Here is a 25,327-nt window from a genome sequence, read left to right as displayed (position 1 = left end):
GCTACAGGCTGGGCAACACTTGACAGGAAAGCCGCACGCTCATGATCCCTCGCTATTCCCGGCCCGAGATGGTCGCCATCTGGTCGCCAGAGACGAAGTTCCGCATCTGGTTCGAAATCGAGGCGCATGCCTGCGACGCGCTTGCCGCGATCGGCGTGATCCCGAAGTCGGCGGCTGAGACAATCTGGGAAAAGGGCGGCAGCGCAACGTTCGATGTCGCGCGCATCGACGAGATCGAAGCCGTCACCAAGCATGACGTCATCGCCTTCCTCACCCACCTCGCGGAATTCGTCGGCCCCGACAGCCGGTTCATCCACCAAGGCATGACATCCTCGGACGTCCTCGACACCTGCTTCAACATCCAGCTCGTGCGGGCGACCGACATCCTGATCGCCGGCATTGATCGTGTTCTTGAAGCCCTCAAGACCCGTGCCTTCGAGCACAAGGATACGGTCCGCATCGGCCGCAGCCACGGCATCCATGCCGAGCCCACCACGATGGGCCTGACCTTCGCCCGCTTTTATGCGGAAATGTATCGCAACAAGACCCGCCTGCTCGAAGCCCGTGAAGAAGTTGCCACCTGCGCAATCTCAGGCGCCGTCGGCACGTTTGCCAACATCGATCCCCGCGTCGAGGAACATGTCGCAGCAGCGCTCGGCCTGAAGGCCGAACCGGTTTCCACGCAGGTCATCCCGCGCGACCGCCATGCAATGTATTTCGCGGTCCTCGGCGTCATCGCGTCGTCGATCGAAAATGTCGCGATCGAAATCCGCCACATGCAGCGTACGGAAGTTCTGGAAGCGGAAGAATTCTTCTCGCCCGGCCAGAAGGGCTCGTCGGCCATGCCGCACAAGCGCAATCCGGTCCTGACCGAGAACCTGACCGGTCTTGCCCGCCTCGTCCGCATGTCGGTGGTTCCGGCGATGGAAAACGTCGCCCTCTGGCATGAGCGTGACATCAGCCACTCGAGCGTCGAGCGCGCCATCGGCCCTGATACGACCGTCACCCTCGACTTCGCCCTCAACCGTCTCGCCGGCGTCATCGAAAAGCTGGTGATCTACCCAGAGAACATGTTGAAGAACATGAACAAGTTCAAGGGTCTGGTCATGAGCCAGCGCGTCCTTCTGGCGCTTACGCAGGCAGGCACGTCGCGCGAGGATGCGTATCGCCTGGTGCAGCGCAATGCCATGAAGGTCTGGGAGGAAGGCAAGGACTTCCTCGAAGAGCTGCTGGCCGATCAGGAAGTGCGGGCCGCCCTTTCCGAGGAAGAGATCCGCGAAAAGTTCGATCTCGGCTACCACACCAAGCATGTCGACACGATCTTCACCCGCGTCTTTGGCGAAGCTTGATATCGACAACTTGATATTGAAATCACGCAAACACAGATTAGCGGCATGAAAGCATCCGAAGCCGATATCCTGATCATCCCGGGTTACACCAATTCCGGCCCGACACACTGGCAGACGCGGTGGGAGTCTAAGCTCGCCACCGCTCGCCGGGTCGAGCAAGCGGAATGGGCAAAGCCGGTCAAGGACGACTGGGTCCAAAGGCTCGCGGACGAAGTGAATGCTTCGACGCGACCCGTTGTGCTCGTCGCGCACTCGCTTGGCGTGGCAACAGCCATCCACGCGATTCCTCTTTTCAAGAAGAAGGTCGCCGGGGCGTTTCTGGTCGCACCGCCCGAGGTGGCCAATCCGAAGATCAGACCCAAGCACCTGATGACGTTCGGACCCTACCCGCGCGATCCACTGCCGTTTCCGACCTTGACCGTCGCCAGCCGCAACGATCCTTTCGGCTCCTACGATCACGCCGACGATATCGCCGCGTCCTGGGGATCGGTACTGGTCGATGCGGGCGAGTCCGGGCATATCAACGAAGAATCGGGGCATGGTCCATGGCCGGAGGGTACGATGGTGTTTGCCCAGTTCCTCGGCAAACTGAAGCCCTGACCTTGGCGGTCACGCCGGAATCATGACGCATTTTTCCTGCTAGGCTGGAGCGTTGCCGCGGTACACGACTGACTCGTCTGCGGCCTATGCGGTAGAGGGAGCCGGCATAGCTTTTTTCATCGGGATGAAAACCGGACGGAAGGCCCCCGCATTGTGAAATGCGATCTTTTCCGATATGGACCCCACAAACACGATCCATTGCGCCTGCCCCGGGTGCCAACAACGAGAAAACAATCATGAACCGTCGCCGCCGTATTTACGAAGGCAAGGCAAAGATCCTTTACGAAGGCCCGGAGCCAGGCACGCTGATCCAGTTCTTCAAGGACGATGCCACAGCCTTCAACAAGAAGAAGCACGGTGTGATCGACGGCAAGGGCGTTCTGAACAACCGCATTTCGGAATATCTCTTCACACACCTGAACAAGATCGGCATTCCCACGCATTTCATTCGTCGGCTGAACATGCGCGAGCAGCTGATCAAGGAAGTGGAGATGATCCCGCTCGAGATCGTCGTGCGCAACGTCGCCGCCGGCTCGCTTTCGGAACGTCTGGGCATCGAGGAAGGCACCGTTCTTCCCCGCTCGATCATCGAATTCTACTACAAGTCCGATCAGCTTGCCGATCCGATGGTGTCCGAAGAGCACATCACCGCCTTCGGTTGGGCAAACCCGGCCGAGCTCGATGATGTCATGGCGCTCGCCATCCGCGTCAACGACTTCCTGTCCGGCCTTTTCCTCGGTGTCGGCATCCAGCTCGTCGATTTCAAGATCGAATGCGGCCGCCTTTTCGAAGGCGACATGATGCGCATCATCCTGGCTGACGAGATCTCGCCCGACAGCTGCCGTCTCTGGGATATTGAGACGAAGGAAAAGATGGACAAGGATCGGTTCCGCCGCGATCTCGGCGGTCTGGTCGAAGCCTATTCCGAGGTGGCGCGCCGTCTCGGCATCATCAACGAAAACGAGCCGCTCCGCGGGACCGGCCCGGTTCTTGTCAAGTAATTCGGGGGATATTCAGTGATCAAGGCACGCGTGACCGTTACGCTCAAGAACGGCGTTCTAGACCCGCAGGGCAAGGCCATCGAAGGCGCGCTCGGAAGCTTGGGCTTCGAAGGCGTCGGCCATGTTCGTCAGGGCAAGGTGTTCGACCTTTCCCTTGAGGGCACCGATAAGGTAAAAGCCGAAGCAGACCTGAAGTCGATGTGCGAAAAGCTTCTGGCTAACACGGTAATCGAGAACTATACTATCGCAATCGACTAACGGTTGCGGGGTGTGTCATGGCCGACGTCACGAATGAACTCATGTACGAACTGATGAAGCGCGTGCAAGCAGACATATCTGACATCAAAATCGGCCAACGGGATCTGAAGGCAGAAGTGAATGCCATGCGTGGTGCGATGATATCGCTCCATCAGGACATGCATAATATCCACACGGCACTGGCGCGCCACGACCTGCGTCTCGACCGTATCGAAACCCGCCTCGAGCTGCGCGAGCTGTCTGAGGCACAGGCAAGGTTTGAACCGCACCCATGAAGTCCGCCGTCGTCCAGCTTCCCGGCCTCAATCGCGACCGCGACATGATCGCCGCCCTCACCAAGATCTCCGGCCAGGCGCCCGTCACCATCTGGCAGACGGAAACCGAGATCCCTGATGATATCGACCTGATCGTCATTCCGGGCGGGTTCTCCTACGGCGACTATCTGCGCTGTGGCGCAATTGCTGCCCGCATGCCGGTCATGCAGGCCATCAAGCAGAAGGCCGAACAGGGCGTGAAGGTCATGGGCGTCTGCAATGGCTTCCAGATCCTGGTCGAAGCGGGCATGCTGCCGGGTGCACTGATGCGCAATACGTCGCTGAAGTTCGTGTGCAAGGACGTGAAGCTCGAAGTGGTGAATGCCGAAACGGACTTTACCCGCGCCTATGGCAAGGGCCAGATCATCCGCTGCCCGGTCGCCCACCATGACGGCAACTACTTTGTCGACGCAGACACGCTCGCTTCCATGGAAGACAAGGGCCAGGTCGTGTTCCGCTATGCGGAAGGCACCAACCCCAACGGTTCGTTGAGCGATATCGCTGGCGTCATCAACGCGCGCGGCAACGTTCTCGGCATGATGCCGCACCCGGAAAACCTGATCGAAGCCGCGCATGGCGGCAGTGACGGTCGCGGCCTTTTTGCCTCGGCGCTCGACGTGATCGCTGCCTGACCTGTCTCAGGTCTCCGTAGCAGACAATACCATAACCCTCCGGGAACGACATGCAGATCTCTTACCGTACTATGACTGCCATTTCTCTTGTCGCTCTCGGGACCGCGCTCGCGTCCTGCCAGTCGAAACCACCCGTCAAAGCGGTCAGCAACGCATCGGCGCTCGACGTGATGGAAAAGGTTGCCGTTGGCGCCAATCGCTGCTGGTTCCGGTCGGGCGACCCGGCCTTCAAGTCCTACGCGTTCGCGCCGGAACTGACGTCCTTCTCCGGTCGTCCACGCTTTCTTCTGACACGCAAGGGCTCGTCCGATATCCGTCCACTTCTCGTGGTGCAGGCGGAGGGCAGACCTGCCAAGCTTTCCACCTTCGGCCCGCTGATGAGCGAGCCTGTGTCGGGCCGCGTCAACGCCGATGTGCAACGCTGGGCCGCTGGCAACACCAACTGCTGATCTCGACCGTCAGAAGCCTTCGGTCTATAGCGTAAGCTCCGTACGAGTTTCGCAGACCACTCTCTCGTCAAACGGCAACATAATGCCGATTCGAGGAGAGTAGTTTGCCGCCGATTTCCCTGACACTGCCGGCGCGGATCGCCCTCGCTGCACCCTTGGCATTCCTGTCCATGGTCGCGACACCGATCGTTGCTGCCGAACAGCTGTTCGACGACGCGCGTTTTGGAGTCCTCACCTCCCTGGACAGCGGTCGCAAGGAAAACGGCGTCTTCCTGACGGGAATGGTCCTCATGGATCCGTTCGGTCGTGAACAGGCGACGGGCGTTGAGAAGGTCCTGCGGCCACGTCTTCACGTCGGCGGCGAACTCAGCACCACGGGAGAAACAAGCCAGGTCTATGCAGGCTTCTCGTGGACAATGCCGGTCACGCGCAATGTCTTCGTGGAAGCAGGCTTCGGCGGCGCGGTGCATGACGGCAACCTGGACAGCGGCGACGACCCTCAGCTTGGCTGCCGCGCACTCTTCCACGAATATTTGGCCGCAGGCGTCAAACTTCTCGGAAACTGGCAGCTCTTGGCGCAGGCGGGCCATTCGTCTCACGCCAATCTCTGCGACGGACCAAACGATGGTCTGACCCGCGCGGGTCTCACGGTAGGTTACCGGTTCTGAGCTCGGCTTTTGCCTGTGGCGCGCCGGCATTTTCTTGTCGCGCCTCGTCAAGACATAGGCTAAAGAGCGGCGCATATCTCGCTCCGCAACATAGAGAAGATCATGACCATTCCGAACAGCTTCCCGATCACGCCAGAACTCGTCGCATCCCACGGCCTCAAGCCCGACGAATATCAGCGGATCCTGGATCTGATCGGCCGCGAGCCGACCTATACCGAACTCGGTATCTTCTCGGCCATGTGGAACGAGCACTGCTCCTACAAGTCGTCCAAGCGCTGGCTGCGCACGCTGCCCACCAAGGGCCCGCGCGTCATCCAGGGCCCTGGCGAGAACGCCGGCGTGGTCGATATCGATGACGGCGATGTCGTCGTCTTCAAGATGGAGAGCCACAACCACCCGTCCTATATCGAGCCCTACCAGGGTGCGGCGACGGGCGTCGGCGGCATCCTGCGCGACGTCTTCACCATGGGTGCACGGCCGATTGCGGCCATGAACGCCCTGCGTTTCGGTGCCCCTGACCACGCAAAGACAAAACACCTCGTCTCCGGCGTCGTTGCCGGCGTCGGTGGTTACGGCAACTCCTTTGGCGTGCCGACGGTCGGCGGCGAAGTCGAGTTTGACGAACGCTACAATGGCAACATCCTCGTCAACGCCTTCGCAGCCGGACTTGCAAAATCCGACGGAATCTTCCTGTCGGAAGCCAAGGGCGTTGGCTTGCCCGTCGTCTATCTCGGCGCGAAGACAGGCCGCGACGGTGTCGGCGGCGCCACGATGGCATCGGCCGAATTCGACGCCGATATCGAGGAGAAGCGCCCAACCGTTCAGGTCGGCGACCCCTTTACCGAAAAGTGCCTGCTGGAAGCCTGCCTCGAGCTGATGAAGACCGGCGCCGTCATCGCCATTCAGGATATGGGTGCCGCCGGCCTCACCTGCTCGGCCGTCGAAATGGGCGCCAAGGGCGGCCTCGGCATCGAGCTGCAGCTCGATCAGGTCCCGGTCCGCGAAGAGCGCATGACCGCCTACGAAATGATGCTCTCGGAAAGCCAGGAGCGGATGCTCATGGTGCTGGAGCCTTCGAAGGAAGAAGTCGCCAAGGCGATCTTCGTCAAATGGGGCCTCGATTTCGCAATCGTCGGCAAGACCACGGATGACCTGCGTTTCCGCGTCATCCATCAGGGCGAGGAAGTCGCCAACCTGCCGATCAAGGAGCTGGGTGACGAGGCACCGGAATACGACCGTCCCTGGATCCAGCACAACCCGCGCCCTGATCTGCCGGCGGCAGACGTTGCAGCCCCGACGGATTACAACGATGCCATTCTGAAGCTGGTCGGCTCTGCCAACCAGTCCAGCCGCCGCTGGGTCTGGGAACAGTATGACACGCTGATCCAGGGCAATTCGCTGCAGCGCCCCGGCGGCGATGCCGGTGTCGTGCGCATCGAGACCCATCCCACCAAGGCGCTGGCCTTCTCGTCTGATGTCACGCCGCGTTATGTCGAGGCGGACCCGTATGAAGGTGGCAAGCAGGCTGTGGCCGAATGCTGGCGCAACATCGTCGCAACCGGCGCCGAGCCGCTCGCGGCCACCGACAACCTCAATTTCGGCAATCCCGAAAAGCCTGAAATCATGGGCCAGCTCGTCGGCGCCATCAAGGGTATCGGCGAAGCGTGCCTCGCCCTCGATTTCCCGATCGTCTCCGGCAACGTGTCGCTCTATAACGAGACCAACGGCGTCGCCATCCTGCCGACCCCGACGATCGCCGGCGTCGGCCTGCTGCCCGACTGGCAGAAGATGGCAAGGATCGGCTCCGCTGGCGACGGCGACGTGCTGATCATGATCGGCACCGATGGTAGCCATCTCGGCTCCTCGATCTACCTGCGCGACATCCTCGGCTCGACAGAAGGTCCAGCACCGACCGTCGATCTTTCCGCCGAACGCCGCAATGGCGACTTCGTGCGCTCGGCGATCCGCAACGGCCATGTCAGCGCCTGCCACGACATCTCCTCCGGTGGCCTCGGTCTCGCACTTGTCGAAATGGCGATGGCGTCGGAAAAGGGCATGACCGTCAGCCTGTCGGAACAGCGCGGACCGTCGCATGCTCTCCTGTTCGGGGAAGATCAGGCACGTTACGTGATCGCCGTTCCGGCCGACATCGCCAATTTCCTGCAGGCCAATGCTGAAGGTGCAGCCGTGCCCTTCCGCCGCCTCGGCAAGGTCGCCGGCGAACGCGTCGTCGTCGATGACATCGTCGACATCACTGTCGAGGATCTCACCATCGCTCACGAGAGCTGGTTCCCCTCGTTCATGGCATGAGCAACGACCGGGCGGCGTCGATCGATCCAAATCCTCTAGCAATCTGGATTTGAGGTTGTTACCTCTTTGACCGGAGGACGGCTTTCAGGCAGTCTTTCGGTCAAAGCATGCCGCGATATGAGTCTGCGGCCGAAGAAGAGGAAGACACTATGCCCATGCGTCCCGGCGATATCGAAGACATGATCAAGGCCGGAATTCCCGGCGCCAAGGTCACGATCCGCGATCTGGCGGGTGACGGTGACCACTACGCAGCCGAGGTCGTCGCGGACGCGTTCCGCGGCAAGAGCCGCGTCCAGCAGCACCAGATGGTCTACGAAGCGCTGAAGGGCAATATGGGCGGCGTTCTGCACGCCCTGGCGCTTCAGACCTCCGCCCCCGCCGAGTAACGAGGCTGCCGGTGCGATGTCCGACCTGATCAAGCAGATCGTTACCAGCGTTGTCGACGATGTCGTCAAGCAGCTTCTGGGCAAGTCGCACGGCCGCACGCCTTCCAAGCGCAAAAAGCGTCAGACCCGCACCGCTGCATCGGGAAGCACGCGGTCCGCGACAACGGGTAGGTTCACCGGCAAAAAGCCCAGAACGCGATCAAAACTTGCGAAGCCAGCGAAAAAGCAGACGAGCCGCCGGCGCACTGCCACCAGCCGCAGCAAGCAACGCAGCCGATAGCCCTAAGGGGCACGTCATTGGTGGCGTTGCGCGAAGGCAAAAAACAGTTTGACACCCCAAGCGGAATTGCGCTGGAATTAGTAAGGTCACCTTGCTATTTAAGGGGCAATACACCGCAGCGGTCCTTGAAACCGCATGTGAAAGGAAAGATCATGAGCGGCATTCACGACTTCATCGCAAACGAAATCAAGACGAACGATGTCGTTCTCTTCCTCAAGGGCACGCCCCAGTTCCCGCAATGCGGCTTCTCCGGCCAGGTCGTCCAGATCCTCGATTACCTCGGGCTCGACTATAAGGGCGTGAATGTTCTGGCCGACGCGGAAATCCGGCAGGGCATCAAGGACTATTCCAACTGGCCGACGATCCCCCAGCTCTACATCAAGGGTGAGTTCGTTGGCGGATGCGATATCGTCCGCGAAATGTTCCAGTCGGGCGAGCTCAAAACCCATATCGAGGAACAGGGCATTACCGTCCGCGCAGCCTGATCCGGCTTGATATACTCTCCAAAATTTTGAAGGCGCCGCTCCCACGGCGCCTTTCCCATTCTTTAGGAAATCCCCCGTGACAAATCCTTCACATCCCGTTGTCCCAAAGCTGCAAGGCATGGGAAGGGCACAATTCATTGCCATGATGGCGGCTCTGATGGCACTCAACGCCCTCGCCATCGATATCATGCTTCCCGGACTACAGCAGATCGGTGCAGCACTCGGCGTCGAGAACGAGAACCATCGACAGTATGTCGTCTCGGCCTATCTGTTCGGCTTCGGCATCGCCCAGCTCTTCTATGGCCCGATCTCCGACCGTTTCGGTCGCCGCACGCCGCTCCTGATCGGTCTCGGCATCTACATCGTCTCCGCGATCGCCGTCGTTTTCGTACCCTCGTTTGCCGGCCTGCTCATCCTGCGCTTTATCCAGGGCATCGGATCGGCTGCGACCCGCGTCATCTCGGTCTCGATCGTCCGCGACGTGTTCGGCGGGCGTGCCATGGCGGAAGTCATGTCACTCATCATGATGGTGTTCATGATTGTGCCGATTATCGCGCCCGGAACGGGACAGCTCGTGCTGCTCTTTGGTGACTGGCACCTGATCTTCGTCTTCATCGCCGTCGTCGCGGTCATCGTCACGATCTGGGTTGCCCGCAAGCTGCCCGAAACGCTCGATCCGGCCGATGTCCGCCCGTTCACGGTAAAGTCCATCGTCGCCGGCTTCCTGATCGTTCTCACCAACCGCATGGCGCTCTGCTACACGCTTGCGAGCACCTTCATCTTCGGCGCCCTGTTCGGCTTTATCAACTCGGCCCAGCAGGTCTATGTCGGCATCTACCAGCTCGGCGTCTGGTTCCCGGTGGCGTTTGCTGCGGTCGCTCTGTTCATGTCGATCTCGGCCTTCCTCAACTCCCGCTGGGTCGGCCGGCTCGGAATGCGCAAGCTGTCGCATGCCGCCATCATCGGCTTCGTCGTGGTCACCTTCCTGTGGCTGACCGTACAACTGCTGTCATCCGAACCGATGCCCTTCCTGCTGTTCCTGGCCTTCTTCGCCATGGCCATGTTCCTGTTCGGCGTGATCGCCTCGAACTTCAATTCGCTGGCAATGGAGCCCCTCGGCCACGTGGCGGGCACCGCATCCTCCGTTCTCGGCTTCATGGGCACGGTCGGCGGCGCAATCATCGGCGCATCCATCGGCCAGGCCTTCGACGGCACGGCAACCCCGATGGTGGCAGGCTTCTTTACCGTCTCCGTCATCGGCCTGATCTTCGTGCTGGTCGGCGAAAAGGGAAAGCTCTTCCGGCCCCACAACCACAAGGCCTGACAGTCCATCACGTCAGAGCGCGTAAAAGGCCGGAGCGATCCGGCCTTTTTCGTATCCGCTTTGTCTTGAAGGGGTCGGTTCCGGTAGAGTGCGAAATGACACTCTAACGGAGAGAGACAGCTTTCGGCCCTTTGCGGTCATACTTCCGATGGTTCACCACCGGTAACCGCCGGTCTGTTCAAAACCCCTCCGGCCACAAGAGGTAGAAAATCGTGCCGAAGAATATGGGCACGGTGATGCAGGAAATGATTATGAAGGCGATGAAGCCTAAGAAGGGGTGACGCCGCTCCCACCGGCGAAAGCCAATCAAGCTCTCTTTGATTTTCATCGGGTTCATCTACTACGGATTTTGATCTCTTGCCACATGGCACGTCCGCTTCTGGCGCAACGCTGCCGAAGACGCCTTTCGGCCCGTTGCGGACATAAAACGGCGCCGCGAGATTGGTTTGCTTTGCCTTCACCACCCGCGAAAAGCTCGGGAGGTTAGCGCGCCTAAGGCATACGTTGCCCCGATGCGTTTCCGCAACAGCGCTACTCAGCTTTGCTGGTCAGCAATTCGTCGAGCTGGTCCAACTGCTCGGGCAATGCGACCGCCGAGCCCTGCAGGGCCTCCTCAAGCACCTCCTTGGACGGATAGACCTCGTGGAAACGCAACAGCGTCATTCCGCCCTGGTCCTTGAGGCTCACGGTCGTGACCGCGCCCTCTTCGCCCTCGTCGTTGGTCCAGACAATGCGCTCGTTCGGTACGACCTCGAGATACTTGCCATGAAAGGCCATGGTATCGGAATCGCCGCCAGCACCGAATTCCAGCCGATACTTGCCGCCGGTACGCACGTCCATGTCGCACGATACGAGCGAGAGGCCAGGGACCGATTTGGGAACCCACCAAGCCTGGAACATCTCGGGCTCACTCCACGCCCTGAAAACGGCAATCGGCGGCGCATTGAATGTCCGCGTGACGACCAATTCGCGATCGCCCCTGCGCTCCAATGATGTCACGTCAACTTGCTGATTCATCGGTTACCTCCCGTTGCATGGTACTGATGAGTTCATTCAATGGTTCGAAGCGGGCCTCGAAAAGCTTTCGATGCGCCTCTACGCACTCTGCCTCCGCCTCAAGTCCGTGTCTCGCAAGCCTGCAGGTTCTCACCCGTCCGATCTACTCGGTGACAACGAGCCCCGCTCGTTCGAGAACCTGGATATGCTTCCGCATGCCGCCTTCCGGCACCAAAATACACGAGGGTTCAACGAGGACAACGGAGTTGGCTTACGGTGTCGTTTCGCCCTCTACTGGGACCGACCCCTTGAAGGCTCAGTCGCCGATGAGTTCGCGGCGCAGCATCTGCCAGCTGTCCTTGCAGGTCGCGACCAGCAGCCCGCCATCCACGTGGTTCGGCAGGTAATCGGATCCGTCGAAGCGCGCCGCATAACCGCCGGCCTCCGTGGCAATCAGGGTGCCCGCCAGATGATCCCAAGGCATGAGCTTGTTGTAGAGAAGGTATTGCACGTGCCCGCCGGCAAAGGTGCGATACTCGTGCGCGGCACATCGATAGTTGGCAAAGAAACGCACCTTCGCCAGATTGGCCAGCAGCCGCTCTCTCTCCTCGCCGAAGAAATACCCGGGTGACGCCATTCCGACCATGTCGCCGATCGGTGTCGCTTCCGCGACCGCAAGGCGCACCGCATCGCCGTCAGGACGGCGCAGGAAGGCGCCTGCGCCCTTTTCCGCCATCACCCAATCGTCACCCATCGGATCGTAGATGATGCCGGCGACCGTTTCGCCTTTCCAGACGACAGAGGCCATGACACCGAAGGCAGGAATGCCGGAGGCGAAATTGAACGTGCCATCGACAGGATCGACGACGATCGCGAAATCCGAGCCTCCAAGCTTGGCGAGAAGCGACGGATCGGCGGCCACCGATTCTTCGCCAACAAACAGAGCATCAGGCGCCAGCGCTTCAAGCTCGCGGCGGATCAGACGCTCGGCTGCCTCGTCCGCTTCGGTCACCAGATCCGACGGCTCGCTTTTGGAACGCACGTCGCCGCTTCCAAGCCGCCGGAATCGCGGCAGGATCTCTTCCTTCGCCGCAAGGCGCAGGATGTCGGCAAGCTTGGCTGTATCGAGCGGCATGGTCATGGTGTGTGATCCTGCAGTGGTGGGAGCAGCTTGTTGGGGATCAGGCGGCGGGGTTGGCGCTGAGGCCGGAGAAGTCGAACAGTTTCGGGTCAAGCAGATGCGACGGGTTCACATGCGCCAGCGCCCGCAGCATCGTGTCCTTGCGGCCCGGCATGCGTGTCTCGATATCGGCAAGCATGGCCTTCATCGCATTGCGCTGCAGCCCGTCCTGCGAGCCACAGAGGTCGCACGGGATGATCGGGAATTCCATGGCAGCAGAAAACTTCGCCAGATCGTCCTCGGCGCAATAGGCGAGCGGCCGCAGCACCATCACGTCGCCTTCGTCGTTCAGAAGCTTCGCCGGCATCCCGGCAAGCCGTCCACCGTGAAAGAAGTTCATGAAGAAGGTTTCGAGAATATCCTCCCGGTGGTGCCCGAGAACCAGAGCGTCGCAACCCTCTTCGCGGGCAACCCGGTAGAGATTGCCGCGCCGAAGCCGCGAACAGAGCGCGCAGTAGGTTCCGCCCGCCGGCACCTTTTCCTTCACGATCGAATAGGTATCGCGATACTCGATCCGGTGCTTGACGCCGATCGAGGTGAGATAGTCCGGCAGGATGTGTTTGGGGAAATTCGGCTGTCCCTGATCGAGATTGCAGGCCAGCAGCTCGACCGGAAGCAGGCCGCGCCATTGCAGATCAAGAAGGATGGCCAGCAGCGAATAGCTGTCCTTGCCGCCCGACAGGCCGACAAGCCAACGCTTCTGATCCTTCAGCATGCCGAAATCGTCGAACGCCTGGCGAACCTGCCGCAGCAGCCGCTTGCGCAACTTGTTGAACGAGACCGAACTCGGCGCATCCCTGAATAGGGACGGCACGAGGCCATCCACGACCTTGTCGATCTCATCCGGTATTGTTGCGTTCAATCCCATGTCCAAACCTCATGTGAAACGGGCGGCCAGTGGCCGCCCGATCATTCCAACTCTCAGGCGCCGAGCGCTGCGGCCACGGCTTCCAGCGCTTCATTGGCCTTGGCACCGTCAGGGCCACCGGCCTGCGCCATATCCGGCCGTCCGCCGCCGCCCTTGCCGCCGAGCGCGGCCGAAGCAATCCGCACCAGATCGACAGCGCTGAAGCGGCCGATAAGATCAGGCGTGACAGCCACGACCGCACTCGCCTTGCCGTCTTCGGACACACCGATCAGCGTCACGACGCCCGAACCGAGCGTGGCCTTGCCTTCGTCCGCGAGCCCCTTCAGGTCCTTCGCGTCGATGCCGGCCAGTGCCTTGCCCATGAACTTGATGCCAACGATCTCGCGGATGTCGTCGGCAGAGCCGCCCTGCTGACCGCCACCCATGGCGAGCCGACGCTTGGCATCCGCCAGTTCCTTCTCAAGCTTGCGACGCTCGTCGATCAGCGCCTCGACGCGAGAAACGAGTTCGGTCGGCTGAACCTTCAGCGCACCGGACAAGGTCTTCACGCGCTCATCCTGCTCGGCGAGATAGACACGCGCCGCATCCCCCGTGACCGCTTCGACACGGCGAACACCGGCGCCGACGGCGCTTTCAGACAGAATGCGCACGAGGCCGATATCACCCGTCGCGTTGACATGCGTGCCGCCGCAGAGTTCGATCGAGTAGGGCTTGCCGGCTTTCGGGCCATCGACAGCCTTGCCCATCGAGACGACACGAACTTCATCGCCGTATTTCTCGCCGAACAGCGCCATTGCCCCTTCGGCTATCGCGTCGTCGACGCTCATCAGGCGCGTCGTAACCTGTGCGTTCTGCAGGATGATGGCGTTGGCCATATCCTCGACGACCTGCAGTTCTTCTGATGACATCGGCTTTGGATGCGACACGTCGAAACGAAGACGCTCAGGAGCGACAAGCGAGCCCTTCTGCGCCACATGGGTGCCGAGCACTTCGCGCAGGGCTTCATGCAGCAGATGCGTGGCGGAATGGTTCGAGCGCAGGCGCGAACGGCGGGCGTGATCGACGGCGAGAATGACCGCGTCACCAGCCTTCAACGTGCCCTCGGTCACGGTTGCGATATGGACGAACAGCCCCTCGCCCCGCTTCTGGACGTCGGTCACTTCAAGCTTGGCGTGGTCGGTCGAAATCAAACCGGCATCGCCCATCTGACCGCCGGATTCACCGTAGAACGGCGTCTGGCTGACGACGATCTGAACGGCATCGCCGCTCGAGGCACTGTCGATGGCCTTGCCATCCTTGACGATCGCCTGAACGACGCCTTCGGCAGTTTCGGTGTCATAGCCGAGGAATTCGGTGGCGCCGAACTTTTCCTTGATTTCGAACCAGACGGTTTCGGTCGCCTTGTCGCCGGAACCTGCCCAATGCGAGCGGGCTTCGGCCTTCTGGCGTTCCATCGCATCGGTAAAGCCCGACAAATCGACGCCGATTTCGCGGGCGCGGAGCGCGTCCTGCGTCAGATCGAGCGGGAAGCCGTAGGTGTCGTAAAGCTTGAACGCCGTCTCGCCGTCCAGCATGTCGCCCTTGTCGAGCGTGCTGGTCGCGTCCGAAAGCAGCGACAAACCACGTTCGAGCGTCTTGAGGAAGCGGGTTTCCTCGAGCTTCAGCGTTTCCGCGGTCAGCGCCTCTGCGCGCACCAGTTCCGGATAGGCGCGGCCCATTTCCTGCACCAGCGTCGGCAGCAGCTTGTACATGACCGGTTCTTTGGCACCGAGCAGCTGCGCATGGCGCATGGCGCGGCGCATGATGCGGCGAAGCACGTAACCACGGCCTTCGTTGGATGGCAGCACGCCGTCGGCAATCAGGAACGCGGACGACCGCAGATGGTCGGCGATGACGCGGTGGCTGGCACTGCCCTCGGCCTTCACGCTCAGCACATCCTCGATCGTTCCGATCAGCGTCTGGAACAGGTCGGTGTCGAACACACTCTGCTTGCCCTGCAGGACACAGGCCATGCGCTCGAGACCCATTCCGGTATCGATCGACGGGCGCGGCAGTAGCGAACGCTCGCCGGGAGCGGTCTGCTCGTACTGCATGAACACGAGGTTCCAGAATTCCAGAAAGCGGTCGCCGTCTTCTTCAGGCGAGCCCGGAGGTCCGCCCCAGACATTTTCGCCCTGGTCGATGAAGATTTCCGAGCACGGACCGCAGGGGCCGGTATCGCCCATCTGCCAGAAATTGTCGGAGGTGGGAATGCGGATGATCTTGTCGTCGGAAATGCCGGCGATCTTCTTCCACAGCGTCGCAGCTTCCTCGTCTTCCGAATAGACGGTGACCAGCAACCGGTGCTTGGGCAGATCGAACCCTTCGGTAACCAGCTTCCAGGCAAGCTCGATCGCGTTTTCCTTGAAGTAGTCGCCAAACGAGAAGTTGCCGAGCATTTCGAAGAAGGTGAGATGGCGGGCGGTGTAACCGACATTGTCGAGGTCGTTGTGCTTGCCACCGGCGCGCACGCATTTCTGGGAGGTGGTGGCCGTGGTGTAGGGGCGCTTTTCAAGACCGGTAAAGACGTTCTTGAACTGCACCATACCGGCATTGGTAAACATCAGCGTCGGGTCATTGCGCGGCACAAGCGGGGACGAGGACACAACCTCGTGGCCGTTCATTTGGAAATAGTCGAGAAACGTCGACCGGATTTCATTCACGCCGCTCATGCTAAGCCCTTTTTATCGCCGGGTGCGATGCTGTTATTCGAAGACGAAAGGCTTGTATCGTCCGCGTTCCCGACTGTCCAGCCACAGCACCCCTAATCATCCCAAACCCGCCCGAAACGCAGACCGGCCGCGCATCTCGTAGATGGCGGCCGGCAAGATTTGAAAGCCGAAAAACTGGCGAAGATCAGCGTCAGGAAGCCCTAGACCGGCATCCCAACCCAAGCCCGATCAAGGGTCGGGGGCCTGGTCGCCGTCATTGGCATCGGGTCCGCCATTCTGCAGGAACTTATCGGCGATCAAGCCGGCATTCTGGCGCAGCGACGTCTCGATTTCACGCGCCACTTCCGGGTTGTCTCGCAGGAACGACTTCGCGTTCTCGCGGCCCTGACCGAGACGCTGGCTGTTGTAGGAGAACCAGGCACCCGACTTCTCGACGATCCCTGCCTTGACGCCGAGATCAACGAGCTCGCCGGTCTTGGAAACGCCCTCGCCATACATGATGTCGAATTCGACCTGCTTGAAGGGAGGCGCCATCTTGTTCTTGACGACCTTGACGCGTGTCTGGTTGCCGACGACTTCTTCGCGTTCCTTGACCTGGCCGATGCGGCGAATGTCGAGACGAACGGACGCGTAGAATTTTAGCGCGTTACCGCCTGTCGTCGTTTCCGGCGAACCGAACATCACGCCGATCTTCATGCGGATCTGGTTGATGAAGATCACCATCGTCTTCGACTTGGAGATCGACGCTGTCAGCTTGCGCAGTGCCTGGCTCATCAGACGGGCCTGAAGACCCGGCAGGCTGTCGCCCATTTCGCCTTCGATTTCGGCACGCGGCGTCAATGCCGCAACCGAGTCGATGACGAGAACGTCGACAGCACCGGAACGCACCAGCGTATCGGTGATCTCAAGCGCCTGCTCACCGGTGTCCGGCTGCGAGATCAGGAGGTTATGCAGATCGACGCCGAGCTTGCGGGCATAAACCGGATCGAGTGCGTGTTCCGCGTCAACGAAGGCGCAAACACCGCCACCCTTCTGAGCCTCGGCAATGGTCTGCAGGGCAAGCGTTGTCTTGCCCGAGCTTTCCGGACCATAGATTTCGACGATACGGCCCTTCGGCAGACCGCCGATGCCGAGCGCAATATCGAGGCTCAGGGAACCGGTGGAAACTGTCTCGATCTCGACGATGCTATCGTTCGAGCCAAGCTTCATGATCGATCCCTTACCGAAGGATCGTTCGATCTGTGAGAGTGCTGCTTCGAGCGCCTTGCTCTTGTCCACGCCTTTATCCTCTACGAGCCGCAATGAATTCTGTGCCATGAGGTCCCACCTTTAGGTTATTGCCGCCACGCAAGCAATGAAGCAGCCGATGGACATCGTGTACTCTTTTTGTTCTCATTAATCAAGAGGCTTTTATCAGCTTGATCGAACAGCGTTATCGCGATTTCGTTCCTGGAACGTTCTCGCGCGCATAACCTGTGGAAAATCAGGCGTTAAAGCAAGAAGCCTCGCGGTTCGACGGACGAATCGCGAGGCTCCATAAAGGTTGGCAGGCGGATCAGAAAATCAGTCCGAGTCGAGCATCTCGCGAACCGCAACGGCAAGCTGCTTCAGCGAAAACGGCTTGGGCAGAAAACCGAACTTCGCATCGGCCGGCAGGTTGCGCGCAAACGCGTCCTCCGCGTATCCGGAGACGAAAATGAACTTCAGATCCGGATAGGATTTCCGCAGCTCCGTCAGAAGCGTCGGCCCGTCCATCTCAGGCATGACAACGTCGGAAACGACGATATCAACCTTGCCTTCGAGCTCGTCCATGATGTCGAGTGCTTCGACGCCGGATCCGGCTTCGTGCACGGTATAACCGCGTGTCTCCAGCATCCGCTTGCCGCCCCGGCGAACCGCTTCTTCATCTTCCACCAGGAGCACGACCGCGGACTTGCCGGTGAGATCCATATCCTCTGCCGGCGCCTTCAAAGCCACGGGCTGTGCGGCTGCCAGAGCTGCAGCCTCTGCCGCCTCCGGCGTGATGACCGGTATTTCGGGAATGTGACGCGGCAGGAACAGCCGGAAACTCGTTCCGCGACCGACTTCGGATTCCGGATAGATATAGCCGCCGGACTGTTTGATGATGCCATAGACCATCGAAAGGCCGAGACCTGTCCCCTTGCCCACTTCCTTGGTGGTGAAGAACGGCTCGAAGATCTTGTCCATGATCTCGGGCGGAATGCCCGTGCCGCTGTCGGCAACCTCAACCATCACGAGATCTTCCGCCGGCAGATCGGCCTGATGGAAGCTGCTGGTTTCCTCGGCCATCACATTGCGGGTCTTGATCAGGATCGTGCCGCCCTGCGGCATCGCATCGCGCGCGTTGACGCAGAGGTTGATGAGAACCTGTTCGAACTGCGACAGGTCGGTACGCACCGGCCACAGGTCACGCCCGTAGTCGACATCGAGCTTGACATTGGTGCCGGAAATCAGCCGGTCGACCAGCATCCGCAGGTCGCCCACCACATCGGTGAGGTTCAGCACCGCCGGACGCATCGTCTGCTTACGCGAGAAGGCCAAAAGCTGGCGCACCAGAACGGCGGCCCGGTTGGCGTTGCGCTTTATTTCCATCAGGTCGGCAAAGCTTGCGTCGGACGGACGCGCCTGCAGAAGCAGGTGATCGGACGACAGAAGGATAGCCGTCAGCACGTTGTTGAAATCGTGCGCGATACCGCCGGCAAGAGTGCCGACCGCATTCAGCTTCTGGGTCTGCGCCATCTGCGTCTCGAGCGCCTTTTGCTCGGTCGTCTCGACGGAATAGATGATCGCCGCCTCTTCGGGTGCCTCGTCGCTCTCGTCGATCACCGCATTGACGTAGAAACGCAGATAGCGGGTCTCGTCGCCCGGATGCCGCGAATCGATCGGGGTAATATCGCCCTGCCGGTCGCGTGCGGCAGCAAGCGCCGCCATCAGCTGATCGCGGGTCGTCTCGTGCGCGATACGCTCCAGCGACGCACCACTTTCCACGTCGTCGCGGGTCAGAACCCCGGCGAACAGTCGCAGGAACGGCGCATTGATGCGCAGGATCCGGCCCTCGCCATCGACGGATGCAATGGCCATCGGCGTGTTGTTGAAAAAGCGCGTGAAACGCATCGCAGACGCGGATTGATCGGTGTCCTCACCATGCGGCCGGTTGATCACGACACTGCGGCTTTCGCCGGGCGCACCGTCGCGCATGGAGCTGACGCTGTGAACAAGTCGCACCGGCAGGCTCTGGCCGTTGGCACGGCGCAGGTCGAGATCGAGAGTCTCCGTGCGCTTCAGGCCTGGCGCCGGTTGAACCGACTGGATCAGCGCCATGCCCTCGCCCGCCACGAGATCGTCGATCGTCATCGATCCCGGAGAAAACTTGGTCAGATCGAGACCCAGCCATTCAGCCAGCGTGGCGTTGAGATAAAAGATCTCGCCCTTCTTGCCCGCGGAAAAGAACCCGACCGGCGCATGATCGAGGTAGTCGATGGCGTTTTGCAGTTCGCGAAAGAAGCGCTCCTGGTCCGACCGTTCCGAGGTCGTGTCGGTAATCTGCCAGATGTCGAGCTGCGCCTTGTTGTTTCCGGAACCCGCCAGAAGGCCGGCCTTGAGCCTGTACCAGAAGGCGCCCGCACCATTCTCTCCAACGACGGCAGTGCCCGTGCTGCGGCCAAGCGGCTGCAGCAGGCGGAATTCTTCATGACCCTCGCGGCCTTCCCGCAGCGCGGATGTCAGCCTGTAAAGCGCCTCGTTGGATTCGCGCGACTTGGACAGAAGCGTTTCAAGGGACTGGATATCGCTCTTTTTCGTCGCACCGGTCATCCGACCATAGGCAGCGTTCGCGTAGACGATGCGACCCTTGATGTCCGTGATCAGGATACCGTCCGGATGGCCGGCCAGGAAAGCGCGGGCGAGATCGTCGGACCGCGATTGCGGCATGACTTCCACGAGGCCTATCATCGAAGAGACGAGGAAAAATATGCCGACCATGGCAAGGATGCCCAGCAGGCCGAGCACAATTTCATTGTCGAGTGCCTGCTGAAAAACCACAAAAGCGACTGCAACGCCCAGCAGCACCAGCGCCAGAAGCACGATCCGAAGAATGGTTCCACCCCGCGTCTTACGCTCGACCAGTGGGGTCTCGTAGTTGCCGCCCTGCTGCAACTTCGTCATCAATCCCTCGCATTTCGCAACGGCCGACTGCCGAAGCCATCCTACTGCGGCCGTCATGCTCCACGGAGCCGAAAACCCTATGATTCCTTCTTAGCAAGTTGTCGGCGACGCAAAAAGCTCCGTTGTGCCAGAAAACCCGGGACAGTGAAGACTTGTGCCCTATCTTTCCTCTCCGAAGTGATGTTTTCCATCAAGACAGCATCGCAGCACCCCTTGATCGAAGCGAAAATTGTCGTCTTTTCAAATGTGACGATTGGCATGAGGAGTATCAGCATATGGCCGAAGAACTGATGGGCGCCTATGGCAGCCGGATGGTTATCGCGGTCCTCGGTGTCGGCATCGGGCTTCTCTTCCTGTTCGGCATCTTGTGGATGCTGCGCGGTCGCAATGGACCGTCGCCGTTCGTCCGCGGGGGACGCAACCGCAATCCGCGGCTGCAGGTGCTGGATGCGGCAGCCGTCGATGCACGTCGCCGCCTCGTGCTGATCCGCCGCGACGGCGTGGAGCACCTCGTCATGATCGGCGGGCCGACCGATATCGTGATCGAAACCGGCATCGCGACGAACTCGCCCTCACAGCCATCCGTCATTGAAAGCGCGCCTTCTGAACCACGTCCCGCACTTGCCCAGAGGCAGCGTCCGGACCCTCGCCCGGCAGCTCTGCCAGAGGCCGAACGGCCTGAGCCCATGCGGGAGATTTCTGTGCGCGACGACACCCCGCGTGCGAAGCCACCACTCGCGACCCAGCCATCTCCCATTCCCGCTCGCCCTGTGAGCCCGGTATCCCGGTCGGAGCCGACGCCGACTGCGTCCGTATCACCACCCGCCCCGCAGCGACTGGATCCGCCAGCGAGACAGTCCGCCCCCGAGCCGCAGCGGCCGGCACCGACCGTCGTCATCCCGGCAACGGTTTCGACAGCCGCTGGCGTTGCCACAGCGCCGATCGCCGCGGCAGCGATCACGGCGATCCCGCAGCCTGCACCATCCAGGGTCGACGATGCGGCAAACGCGCTTGAAGCCGCGCGCAGTCGGGTTCTTGCTCACGCCGAGCCCGACCAGCCGACAGAACCGTCACGCGTTGTCCCGATCAATCCTGAGGACCTCTCGACCGGCGGACAATCGGCTCTCGAAAAGCCGAAGATGCTCGGGAGTGATTTCGAGAAAATTCTGGAAGAGGAAATGGCACAAAACCTTGCGGCGCGGGAAAACGCCGGCCGCGAGACGATCGCGGTGCCTGCACCAAACCGCCAGTTGCCGCAGCGCGATCCTGCTGTCGCACCGATTACCGGCGCGACTGCCGAGCCATCACTTCAGGACGAAGTCGCCCGTATATTTGGGGAAATGTCCGCCACGCGCGATAAATGACATGCAGGGCCGCGGGCTTTGCCCGTATCCATGACATCAAACGACAAAAGGCACGGTTTCCCGTGCCTTTTGTCGTTTCTGCCGTAGACCATGCGTCAAGCAGAAATCATTCGTCGCGATAGACCTTTTCGCGACGCTCGTGCCGCTCCTGGGCCTCGATCGACAGGGTTGCGATCGGCCGGGCGTCAAGACGCTTCAGTCCGATCGGCTCGCCGGTTTCTTCGCAATAGCCATAGGTCCCGTCGTCGATGCGCTGCATCGCCGCATCGATCTTGGAGATCAACTTGCGCTGCCGGTCACGGGCACGAAGCTCGATGGCTCTATCGGTTTCCGAAGATGCGCGATCGGCCAGATCGGGATGGTTGGCACTTTCCTCTGCCAGATGATCCAGAGTCTCCCGCGCCTCCCGCAGGATATCGTTTCTCCAGGCCGTCAGTTTTGCCCGGAAATACGCCTTCTGGTTTGCATTCATGAACTCGTCGGTTTCCGAGAGTACATAATTGCTAAGATCGATCTTCTCACTCAACGCGATTCTCCTGAAGAACATCTCGTGGCCGCTCTATATCGCTTTGGTTGTTCCGGTTCAAGCCTTCCGCTCGTTATTGAGGCAATTTTAAAATTGTCACAAAAATCAGCTAAATGACTATTTTCTATGCTTTAATCGACTTCGGTTGAAACCGGTTCCTGGGCAGCGCAACTGGCAATCATGGCGCAGGCGTGGTTGAAGTTCAGAAGTCACGGAATTACCGTCCAGGCGGTCAAAGGAGAATGAAATGGCGTCTTTCACCGATATGCCGACACTCGCGCCGCCGCCGTCACGCATCTACCTTCTCCGGCACGGCCGGGCGGCCAACCCGGAACAGGGTCAGAGAGATTTCGATCGAACACTGACGACGGATGGTTTCGCCGAAGCGGAAATCGTTGCCGACAAGGCGGCGGACCGTCGCTACCGCCCCGACGCTGTCATCAGTTCGACGGCTATGCGTTGCCGCCAGACTGCGGAGGCGGTGCGCCGCGCAATCAGCGAAACCATCGAGCCCGAATTCATCGACGAGGTCTACAACGGATCGGTCGGCACCTATCTCGCGCTGATTTTCACCAGCGACCGCAGCGGATCGGTGATGCTCGTCGGGCATAACCCGACGATCGAGGACGTGTTCGGGGAACTGATCGGAAAAGAGCATGCAGCCCGCGCCCTGCCCTCAGGGTATCCGACGGCAGGCCTTGCTGTCATCGATCACGCAGGCCGAAGCGACGGCTCGCGACCCGCATGGAACCTGACGGATTTCATCACGCCGTGACCACAGATTCCAAGGCATCCCATCCCTTTGCGCATTGCCTGACGGTCCCTATATAGCGACAAACAGTTTTGGGACGAAACCTTGCCGCCAGCGCTCACCAGTATCACCGACGACGCGAAGATTGCTCTCGATAATCTCGCCGATCGCGCCTCGAACTTGGTCAACCCGTCGATGCGGCTTGGCGTTACCGGCTTGTCGCGTGCCGGCAAGACAGTGTTCATCTCGTCGCTTGTCCACAATCTCCTGAACGGCGGCCGACTGCCGCTGTTCGAGGCAATGCGCTCCGGCCGGGTCTCGCAGGCGCGGCTCGAGCAGCAGCCGGACGACGCGATACCGCGTTTCCAGTATGAGGATCACATCGACGCACTGGTGCGCGAACGGATCTGGCCGGATTCGACGCGCGCGATCTCGGAACTCCGCGTCACGCTGGAATATCAAAGCGCCAGTGGATGGAACCGGATGTTTTCCCGCGGAAGGCTTTCGATCGACATCGTCGACTATCCCGGCGAATGGCTGCTCGATCTGCCGCTGCTGGCACAGGATTACGAGACCTTCAGCCGCAACACCGTAGACCTTGCCCGGACCGGCATTCGCGCCGAGTTGTCGAAGGACTGGCTTTCGTTCGCCTCCGGCATAGACATGGACGCACCGGCGGACGAAGGAACCGCGCGTCGGCTGGCCGAGAGTTTTGCGGCCTACCTGAAAGCCTGCAAATCTGATGAGCGCTCGCTCTCCACCCTGCCGCCCGGGCGATTTCTGATGCCCGGCGACCTGGAAGGTTCGCCCGCCCTCACCTTTGCGCCCCTCGCCGATCTTCCGGATACGCCGGCCCCGAAGGGGTCGTTCCGGGCAATGATGGAGCGCCGCTACGACGCCTACAAGACAATCGTCGTCAAACCCTTCTTCCGCGAGCATTTCGCGCGTCTCGACCGGCAGATCGTGCTGATCGATGCGCTGCAGGCGATCAACCGCGGCCCTGAGGCCGTGCAGGATCTGGAACGCGCACTGACCGACGTACTCGCCTGCTTCCGTCCCGGCCACAACAGCTTCTTCTCGTCGCTGGTCGGCCGACGCATCGACAAGGTGCTGGTCGCGGCCACTAAGGCCGACCATCTGCATCATGAAAGCCACGACCGGCTGGAGCGCCTGACCGGCCGCCTCGTCGACCGCGCCATCGAGCGGATCGGCATGGCCGGCGCCGGCATCGACGTGATGGCAATCGCCTCCGTGCGCGCCACGCGTGAAGCTTCCGTGAAGGACGGCAGTCACCAACTGCCGGTCATCGTCGGCACACCGATGGCAGGCGAAACCATCAATGGCGAAGTCTTCGACGGCACGCGGCAGACGGCGATCTTCCCTGGCGACCTTCCGGCCGACCCGGAAGCCCTGTTTCGGCAGCTCGGTCAGCCGGGCTCCGAGCTTCCGGATGTCAACGTGGTGCGCTTCCGTCCCCCGGCTCTCGACGAAAAGGGCGGCATCACCCTATCGGTCCCGCATATCAGGCTCGACCGCGCCATGCAGTTCCTGCTGGGAGATCGCCTCGCATGACCGACCGCAAGATCACCGATGACCGCCGCCGCCCGTCTTCCTTCGCCGTGGACGACGACATTCCGACAAAAGAAGAGCCGCAGACCCACCCGAACCGCGCACCCCGCCGGTTTGACGATGGCGTTGCCATCACGCCGGACGAGCTCGATCCGTTCATCAGCCCCCAGGAACTTTCAGCAGACGCGCTGGCCGTCGCCGTGCCGGTGAAGCGAAAGCGTTTCTCCTTCGCCAACCTCGCGGCCGCGGCCTTCGGCACGTTCCTGTCGCTTGCGTTCGGCCTCTGGGCGGATCGGATCATCCGGGATCTCTTTGCACGGTCCGACTGGCTCGGTTACGCCGCAGCGGCAGCACTGGGCGTCGGCATCGTCGCGCTTCTGGTCATGGTCGGTCGTGAAATCATCGGGATGATGCGGCTAGCTGCGGTCCAGACGCTGAAGACGCAAGCGGAAGACGCCCTGAAATCGCCAAGGCCGACGGCAGCCAGAACCGTCGTCGCCGCGCTCACGAAACTGACAGGTCACCGGGCGGAGACCGCCCGCGGACGTGCCGCGCTTGATGCGACGAAAGACGACATCATCGACGGCCCGCAACTGATCGATCTTGCGGAGCGCGAACTCCTGTCGCCGCTCGACCGGCAGGCACGCGTCCTCATTCTTGGCGCCTCGAAACGGGTCTCGGTCGTCACCGCTGTCAGCCCCCGCGCGGTCGTTGATCTCGTCTATGTCCTGTTCGAGGTGACACGACTGATCCGCGCGATGGCGGACCTCTACGGCGGGCGCCCAGGCACGCTCGGACTGTTGAAGCTCATGCGGGACGTGATGGCGCATCTGGCGGTGACAGGTTCGATCGCGGTTGGAGACGGAATCGCGCAGCAGGTTCTGGGCCATGGTTTGGCATCGAGGATTTCAAGCAAACTCGGCGAAGGCGTCATCAACGGCCTGCTGACGGCGCGTATCGGCATTGCCGCGATGGATCTTTGCCGCCCGCTTCCCTTCCGCGCTGTGAAGCGCCCGGGGATCGGCGATTTCATGTCCGACATCTCTCCCGTCGGCCCGCGCAAGACCGATTGATCGCGCCTCTGTGACCCCTAATGACCCGAAAAGATACCAGTCATTAAC

Annotated in this window: 25 protein-coding genes and 1 pseudogene; 17 read left to right on the top strand and 9 right to left on the bottom strand. The window is 60.9% G+C overall.

Annotation, left to right across the window (positions count from 1 at the left end; genetic code table 11):
- The first annotated feature begins 41 nt into the window (after positions 1-41).
- The 13 genes from purB (at position 42) to G6K99_RS11605 (ending at position 10,056) form a co-directional block, all read left to right on the top strand.
- Positions 42-1,349, top strand: a complete 1,308-nt coding sequence (purB, locus tag G6K99_RS11665; RefSeq protein ID WP_062456678.1) for an adenylosuccinate lyase — start codon at positions 42-44, stop codon at positions 1,347-1,349.
- 45 nt (positions 1,350-1,394) lie between these two features.
- Positions 1,395-1,949 (top strand): alpha/beta hydrolase, encoded by a 555-nt coding sequence (locus G6K99_RS11660; RefSeq protein ID WP_174196611.1) that lies wholly within the window; start codon positions 1,395-1,397, stop codon positions 1,947-1,949.
- A gap of 236 nt (positions 1,950-2,185) precedes the next feature.
- Positions 2,186-2,950 (top strand): phosphoribosylaminoimidazolesuccinocarboxamide synthase, encoded by a 765-nt coding sequence (gene purC / locus G6K99_RS11655; RefSeq protein WP_062456672.1) that lies wholly within the window; start codon positions 2,186-2,188, stop codon positions 2,948-2,950.
- Between the two features lie 15 nt (positions 2,951-2,965).
- Positions 2,966-3,208 (top strand): phosphoribosylformylglycinamidine synthase subunit PurS, encoded by a 243-nt coding sequence (purS, locus tag G6K99_RS11650; protein WP_062456669.1) that lies wholly within the window; start codon positions 2,966-2,968, stop codon positions 3,206-3,208.
- A 17-nt stretch (positions 3,209-3,225) separates the two neighbouring features.
- Complete coding sequence (locus tag G6K99_RS11645) at positions 3,226-3,483, top strand: hypothetical protein (protein ID WP_062456667.1); 258 nt, start codon at positions 3,226-3,228, stop codon at positions 3,481-3,483.
- Positions 3,480-4,154 carry a phosphoribosylformylglycinamidine synthase subunit PurQ gene (gene purQ, locus G6K99_RS11640; protein WP_062456665.1) on the top strand — a complete coding sequence of 225 codons (675 nt, stop codon included), beginning with the start codon at positions 3,480-3,482 and terminating at the stop codon, positions 4,152-4,154. Before G6K99_RS11645 ends, purQ begins: the two co-directional genes overlap by 4 nt.
- A 71-nt stretch (positions 4,155-4,225) precedes the next feature.
- On the top strand, positions 4,226-4,603 hold the full coding sequence (locus G6K99_RS11635) for a hypothetical protein (protein WP_062456663.1): 378 nt from the start codon (positions 4,226-4,228) through the stop codon (positions 4,601-4,603).
- Between the two features lie 170 nt (positions 4,604-4,773).
- Positions 4,774-5,271 (top strand): acyloxyacyl hydrolase, encoded by a 498-nt coding sequence (locus tag G6K99_RS11630; protein WP_174196836.1) that lies wholly within the window; start codon positions 4,774-4,776, stop codon positions 5,269-5,271.
- Positions 5,272-5,373: 102 nt separating this feature from the next.
- A complete protein-coding gene (gene purL / locus G6K99_RS11625) occupies positions 5,374-7,581 on the top strand; it encodes a phosphoribosylformylglycinamidine synthase subunit PurL (protein WP_174196609.1) in 2,208 nt (735 codons plus the stop codon).
- A gap of 149 nt (positions 7,582-7,730) precedes the next feature.
- Positions 7,731-7,967, top strand: coding sequence for a BolA family protein (locus G6K99_RS11620; protein ID WP_062581431.1), 237 nt, complete (start codon positions 7,731-7,733; stop codon positions 7,965-7,967).
- A 16-nt stretch (positions 7,968-7,983) separates the two neighbouring features.
- Positions 7,984-8,247: a hypothetical protein gene (locus tag G6K99_RS11615; protein ID WP_174196608.1), complete on the top strand. Its 264-nt coding sequence runs from the start codon at positions 7,984-7,986 to the stop codon at positions 8,245-8,247.
- Positions 8,248-8,399: 152 nt separating this feature from the next.
- A complete protein-coding gene (grxD, locus tag G6K99_RS11610) occupies positions 8,400-8,732 on the top strand; it encodes a Grx4 family monothiol glutaredoxin (protein WP_062456655.1) in 333 nt (110 codons plus the stop codon).
- 118 nt (positions 8,733-8,850) lie between these two features.
- A complete protein-coding gene (locus tag G6K99_RS11605) occupies positions 8,851-10,056 on the top strand; it encodes a multidrug effflux MFS transporter (protein ID WP_174196835.1) in 1,206 nt (401 codons plus the stop codon).
- 178 nt (positions 10,057-10,234) lie between these two features.
- Here G6K99_RS11605 and G6K99_RS11600 read toward each other — a convergent pair whose 3' ends face one another.
- The 8 genes and pseudogenes from G6K99_RS11600 to cckA form a co-directional block, all read right to left on the bottom strand.
- A complete protein-coding gene (locus G6K99_RS11600; protein ID WP_174196607.1) occupies positions 10,235-10,384 on the bottom strand; it encodes a hypothetical protein in 150 nt (49 codons plus the stop codon).
- A gap of 203 nt (positions 10,385-10,587) precedes the next feature.
- The gene (locus G6K99_RS11595) at positions 10,588-11,073 is read right to left on the bottom strand and encodes an SRPBCC domain-containing protein (protein WP_174196606.1); all 486 of its coding nucleotides are present in this window, start codon (positions 11,071-11,073) and stop codon (positions 10,588-10,590) included.
- A pseudogene (locus G6K99_RS23520) lies at positions 11,057-11,272 on the bottom strand (ArsR family transcriptional regulator); the annotation flags it as partial. The gene G6K99_RS11595 and the pseudogene G6K99_RS23520, both read right to left, overlap by 17 nt.
- Positions 11,273-11,368: 96 nt before the next feature.
- The gene (locus tag G6K99_RS11590) at positions 11,369-12,193 is read right to left on the bottom strand and encodes an inositol monophosphatase (RefSeq protein ID WP_174196605.1); all 825 of its coding nucleotides are present in this window, start codon (positions 12,191-12,193) and stop codon (positions 11,369-11,371) included.
- A gap of 40 nt (positions 12,194-12,233) precedes the next feature.
- Complete coding sequence (ttcA, locus tag G6K99_RS11585; RefSeq protein ID WP_174196604.1) at positions 12,234-13,100, bottom strand: tRNA 2-thiocytidine(32) synthetase TtcA; 867 nt, start codon at positions 13,098-13,100, stop codon at positions 12,234-12,236.
- Between the two features lie 53 nt (positions 13,101-13,153).
- A complete protein-coding gene (gene alaS / locus G6K99_RS11580) occupies positions 13,154-15,811 on the bottom strand; it encodes an alanine--tRNA ligase (RefSeq protein ID WP_174196603.1) in 2,658 nt (885 codons plus the stop codon).
- Between the two features lie 228 nt (positions 15,812-16,039).
- Positions 16,040-17,128, bottom strand: coding sequence for a recombinase RecA (recA, locus tag G6K99_RS11575; protein WP_062456635.1), 1,089 nt, complete (start codon positions 17,126-17,128; stop codon positions 16,040-16,042).
- A 246-nt stretch (positions 17,129-17,374) separates the two neighbouring features.
- Complete coding sequence (cckA, locus tag G6K99_RS11570) at positions 17,375-19,996, bottom strand: cell cycle histidine kinase CckA (RefSeq protein WP_174196602.1); 2,622 nt, start codon at positions 19,994-19,996, stop codon at positions 17,375-17,377.
- Between the two features lie 275 nt (positions 19,997-20,271).
- Here cckA and G6K99_RS11565 point away from each other — a divergent pair, with 275 nt between their 5' ends.
- The gene (locus tag G6K99_RS11565) at positions 20,272-21,360 is read left to right on the top strand and encodes a flagellar biosynthetic protein FliO (protein WP_174196601.1); all 1,089 of its coding nucleotides are present in this window, start codon (positions 20,272-20,274) and stop codon (positions 21,358-21,360) included.
- A 106-nt stretch (positions 21,361-21,466) separates the two neighbouring features.
- Here G6K99_RS11565 and dksA read toward each other — a convergent pair whose 3' ends face one another.
- A complete protein-coding gene (dksA, locus tag G6K99_RS11560; protein ID WP_062456626.1) occupies positions 21,467-21,886 on the bottom strand; it encodes an RNA polymerase-binding protein DksA in 420 nt (139 codons plus the stop codon).
- Between the two features lie 265 nt (positions 21,887-22,151).
- On the opposite strand from dksA, the gene G6K99_RS11555 reads away from it, so the two are divergent.
- From G6K99_RS11555 to G6K99_RS11545, 3 genes are all read left to right on the top strand, one after another.
- A complete protein-coding gene (locus tag G6K99_RS11555) occupies positions 22,152-22,661 on the top strand; it encodes a histidine phosphatase family protein (RefSeq protein ID WP_062458026.1) in 510 nt (169 codons plus the stop codon).
- Positions 22,662-22,742: 81 nt separating this feature from the next.
- A complete protein-coding gene (locus G6K99_RS11550) occupies positions 22,743-24,209 on the top strand; it encodes a YcjX family protein (protein ID WP_062456623.1) in 1,467 nt (488 codons plus the stop codon).
- Positions 24,206-25,279: a YcjF family protein gene (locus G6K99_RS11545; RefSeq protein ID WP_174196600.1), complete on the top strand. Its 1,074-nt coding sequence runs from the start codon at positions 24,206-24,208 to the stop codon at positions 25,277-25,279. The genes G6K99_RS11550 and G6K99_RS11545 overlap by 4 nt, the downstream gene beginning before the upstream one ends.
- Positions 25,280-25,327: the final 48 nt, after the last annotated feature.

The organism is Neorhizobium sp. AL 9.2.2 (assembly GCF_013317225.1).
In the GTDB taxonomy this organism is placed as follows: Bacteria; Pseudomonadota; Alphaproteobacteria; order Rhizobiales; family Rhizobiaceae; genus Neorhizobium; species Neorhizobium soli.
The sequence above is the reverse complement of the archived record's forward strand: the minus strand, read 5'-3'. Positions and strand labels throughout refer to the sequence as shown.

Excerpts from the sequence above, each read along its gene's own strand:
- G6K99_RS11590 (WP_174196605.1), bottom strand. The coding sequence starts at position 12,193 with ATGACCATGCCGCTCGATACAGCCAAGCTTGCCGACATCCTGCGCCTT.
- purQ (WP_062456665.1), top strand. The coding sequence starts at position 3,480 with ATGAAGTCCGCCGTCGTCCAGCTTCCCGGCCTCAATCGCGACCGCGAC.
- G6K99_RS11635 (WP_062456663.1), top strand. The coding sequence starts at position 4,226 with ATGACTGCCATTTCTCTTGTCGCTCTCGGGACCGCGCTCGCGTCCTGC.
- G6K99_RS11630 (WP_174196836.1), top strand. The coding sequence starts at position 4,774 with ATGGTCGCGACACCGATCGTTGCTGCCGAACAGCTGTTCGACGACGCG.
- G6K99_RS11645 (WP_062456667.1), top strand. The coding sequence starts at position 3,226 with ATGGCCGACGTCACGAATGAACTCATGTACGAACTGATGAAGCGCGTG.
- G6K99_RS11555 (WP_062458026.1), top strand. The coding sequence starts at position 22,152 with ATGCCGACACTCGCGCCGCCGCCGTCACGCATCTACCTTCTCCGGCAC.
- purL (WP_174196609.1), top strand. The coding sequence starts at position 5,374 with ATGACCATTCCGAACAGCTTCCCGATCACGCCAGAACTCGTCGCATCC.
- purB (WP_062456678.1), top strand. The coding sequence starts at position 42 with ATGATCCCTCGCTATTCCCGGCCCGAGATGGTCGCCATCTGGTCGCCA.
- alaS (WP_174196603.1), bottom strand. The coding sequence starts at position 15,811 with ATGAGCGGCGTGAATGAAATCCGGTCGACGTTTCTCGACTATTTCCAA.
- recA (WP_062456635.1), bottom strand. The coding sequence starts at position 17,128 with ATGGCACAGAATTCATTGCGGCTCGTAGAGGATAAAGGCGTGGACAAG.
- G6K99_RS11605 (WP_174196835.1), top strand. The coding sequence starts at position 8,851 with ATGGGAAGGGCACAATTCATTGCCATGATGGCGGCTCTGATGGCACTC.
- G6K99_RS11545 (WP_174196600.1), top strand. The coding sequence starts at position 24,206 with ATGACCGACCGCAAGATCACCGATGACCGCCGCCGCCCGTCTTCCTTC.
- purC (WP_062456672.1), top strand. The coding sequence starts at position 2,186 with ATGAACCGTCGCCGCCGTATTTACGAAGGCAAGGCAAAGATCCTTTAC.
- G6K99_RS11600 (WP_174196607.1), bottom strand. The coding sequence starts at position 10,384 with ATGAAAATCAAAGAGAGCTTGATTGGCTTTCGCCGGTGGGAGCGGCGT.
- grxD (WP_062456655.1), top strand. The coding sequence starts at position 8,400 with ATGAGCGGCATTCACGACTTCATCGCAAACGAAATCAAGACGAACGAT.
- ttcA (WP_174196604.1), bottom strand. The coding sequence starts at position 13,100 with ATGGGATTGAACGCAACAATACCGGATGAGATCGACAAGGTCGTGGAT.
- cckA (WP_174196602.1), bottom strand. The coding sequence starts at position 19,996 with ATGACGAAGTTGCAGCAGGGCGGCAACTACGAGACCCCACTGGTCGAG.
- G6K99_RS11595 (WP_174196606.1), bottom strand. The coding sequence starts at position 11,073 with ATGAATCAGCAAGTTGACGTGACATCATTGGAGCGCAGGGGCGATCGC.
- G6K99_RS11565 (WP_174196601.1), top strand. The coding sequence starts at position 20,272 with ATGGCCGAAGAACTGATGGGCGCCTATGGCAGCCGGATGGTTATCGCG.
- G6K99_RS11620 (WP_062581431.1), top strand. The coding sequence starts at position 7,731 with ATGCCCATGCGTCCCGGCGATATCGAAGACATGATCAAGGCCGGAATT.
- G6K99_RS11615 (WP_174196608.1), top strand. The coding sequence starts at position 7,984 with ATGTCCGACCTGATCAAGCAGATCGTTACCAGCGTTGTCGACGATGTC.
- G6K99_RS11660 (WP_174196611.1), top strand. The coding sequence starts at position 1,395 with ATGAAAGCATCCGAAGCCGATATCCTGATCATCCCGGGTTACACCAAT.